The sequence below is a fragment of the Pseudomonas sp. HMSC08G10 genome (genome assembly GCF_001808425.1).
In the GTDB taxonomy this organism is placed as follows: domain Bacteria; phylum Pseudomonadota; class Gammaproteobacteria; order Pseudomonadales; family Pseudomonadaceae; genus Aquipseudomonas; species Aquipseudomonas guariconensis.
This window is the reverse complement of record NZ_KV793302.1, coordinates 19,090-20,902: the sequence shown is the minus strand read 5'-3', so window position 1 is coordinate 20,902 and position 1,813 is coordinate 19,090. Positions and strand designations below refer to the sequence as shown.

Genomic DNA, 1,813 nt, shown 5'->3' with positions numbered 1-1,813 from the left:
CCCTCCGTGGCCGGATGCGGCATGGTGGCAATTTGGTTTGGGATGGGGTATTACGGTAGGCCAACAGAGCCGGCTGATAACGACCTGGTCGCGGCCCCCATTTGAAAACAGAAAGGATTTGAGTAGATGAAGCAGTGGCTGCGCGTGCTGGGTTTGGGCTTACTGGTTAGCGGTACCTCCGCTTGCTCTACGATAGGAGGCTTGGAGGCCTCTGATGGTGGGATAACCCTCGAAGTGGCCAACAAGCCCTATGCGGAAGTCTGGAAATCGTCGGTGAATGCTATGAGCACCAATTTGGCGATCGTCGAGATCAACAAATCCGCAGGGGTGATCAAGTCTGAGGCCCCTGCTGGCCTGGCCACCTGGGGGGAGGTCGTTGGACTATTCATCACTCCGCCAGGGAAAGTTTCCGACAGCTATAAAATCCACATCGTAAGCAAGAAGCGCTCGAAGCTTCAGATAACCGGCCAGGACTGGGCACCTTCGGTAGCAGCCCGCATCCAAGCTGACCTTGGCGCAGAACTGTAAGTGGATTGCCGATACCTCCCAAGCCGCTGGGCGGCAGATTAATGTGTTGCTGGCGCCGGCCGTGCCGGACGCGGGCGGTGATGCGTTTCAAGCGATGAGCTCCATGTCTCGATCGTTCCAGCCTGCCAACCACCAGCCGCAGTCGACGGTCATCCAGCCATAGGGCTGGGAGTGCTTCGACTGTCCGTTGTCGCGGCAGGCACGGCCCAGGTAGTAGGCCGCAGGGTGAGGGGCATGCTGGTGCTTCATGGCTACGCCCCAGCGAGGTGCGGTAGCGGTGCGAAGGGAATGTCGTCGTCGAAATTGTCCGGCGGCGCGGACTGCTGGTTCTGCTGCCCGTAGTTGTCATTCTGGTTGTAGTTGTGCTGCTGGCGAGGCTGCTGACGCTGTTGCCGTTGCGGTGGAGCCTGGCGCTGCTGCTGACCGCCGCCCTGGTTGTCACGCCGGCCGCCCAGCAGCTGCAGGGTGCCGTTGATGTCAACGTGCACCTCGGTGCTGTACCGCTTGATGCCGTCCTTTTCCCATTCGCGGGTCTTGAGCTTGCCCTCGATGTAGCACTGGGAGCCCTTGCGCAGATACTCGCCAGCGATCTCTGCGACCTTGCCAAACAGCACAACGCGGTGCCATTCGGTCTTCTCGACCTTCTGCCCGGTCTGCTTATCGGTCCAGGTTTCGCTGGTAGCCAGGCTCAAGTTGGTGACCGCATTGCCATTGGGCAAGTAGCGGACCTCGGGGTCCTGGCCGCAGGTGCCGACCAGGATGACTTTGTTTACTCCACGGGCCATGAGGCCTCCTATGCTGCAATGCCGAGCACCCGATTCATGCGCTCGTCTAGGATTTCGTAAAAGGTCTTCACGCGCTCCGAGAGCTTGCGAATCATCGCCTCGTCCCGGTAGGCCCGCTTCACGAACAGCGGCATGCCTGGCCAGTAGCAGATGAAGTCGATCCACTCGCGCTCGGACACCCAAAGGCCACCCTGGCATTGGGCGATGTGCTCTTTCGGAATCTCGCCACCCAAGATCACGTCGACCTGCAGCTTTGGCAGCTTGGTCTTGATCTCGGTCAGGCCGTTGTCGCCGACCAGGGCGTCCGGTGAGTAGCCAATGCCGTGATTGAGGATGATCCCCACCTGGTGGGTCTGGACGTCCTCGCGGTCGCAGTACAGGGATCGGGCCGCACCCTCCAGCTCATGGCCGCGCTCGGTGTGGCGGTTGCCAGTAAACGGGTCGGCCGCCTCACCGGTTATGCGCTCACCGATCAGGGTGTTCATGTAGGTGAAGGCGCC

Annotated in this window: 4 protein-coding genes; 1 reads left to right on the top strand and 3 read right to left on the bottom strand. The window is 60.7% G+C overall.

Translation table 11 applies throughout. From position 1 onward, the window contains the following. Positions 1-126 precede the first annotated feature (126 nt). Positions 127-528, top strand: coding sequence for a hypothetical protein (locus tag HMPREF3173_RS09120; RefSeq protein ID WP_070572511.1), 402 nt, complete (start codon positions 127-129; stop codon positions 526-528). 87 nt (positions 529-615) lie between these two features. On the opposite strand, the gene HMPREF3173_RS24545 is transcribed toward HMPREF3173_RS09120, so the two are convergent. From HMPREF3173_RS24545 to HMPREF3173_RS09110, 3 genes are all read right to left on the bottom strand, one after another. Beyond that, a complete protein-coding gene (locus HMPREF3173_RS24545; RefSeq protein WP_168166373.1) occupies positions 616-777 on the bottom strand; it encodes a hypothetical protein in 162 nt (53 codons plus the stop codon). A 2-nt stretch (positions 778-779) separates the two neighbouring features. Further along, entirely contained in the window at positions 780-1,313 is a 534-nt protein-coding gene (locus HMPREF3173_RS09115; RefSeq protein WP_070572508.1) for a single-stranded DNA-binding protein, read from the bottom strand. Positions 1,314-1,321: 8 nt separating this feature from the next. Continuing rightward, a partial coding sequence (locus tag HMPREF3173_RS09110; protein ID WP_070572637.1) for a YqaJ viral recombinase family protein occupies positions 1,322-1,813 on the bottom strand: 492 nt, incomplete at its 5' end.

Bases quoted from the DNA above. Each gene is read 5' to 3' on its own strand.
- HMPREF3173_RS09115 (WP_070572508.1), bottom strand. From the start codon at position 1,313: ATGGCCCGTGGAGTAAACAAAGTCATCCTGGTCGGCACCTGCGGCCAG.
- HMPREF3173_RS09120 (WP_070572511.1), top strand. From the start codon at position 127: ATGAAGCAGTGGCTGCGCGTGCTGGGTTTGGGCTTACTGGTTAGCGGT.
- HMPREF3173_RS24545 (WP_168166373.1), bottom strand. From the start codon at position 777: ATGAAGCACCAGCATGCCCCTCACCCTGCGGCCTACTACCTGGGCCGT.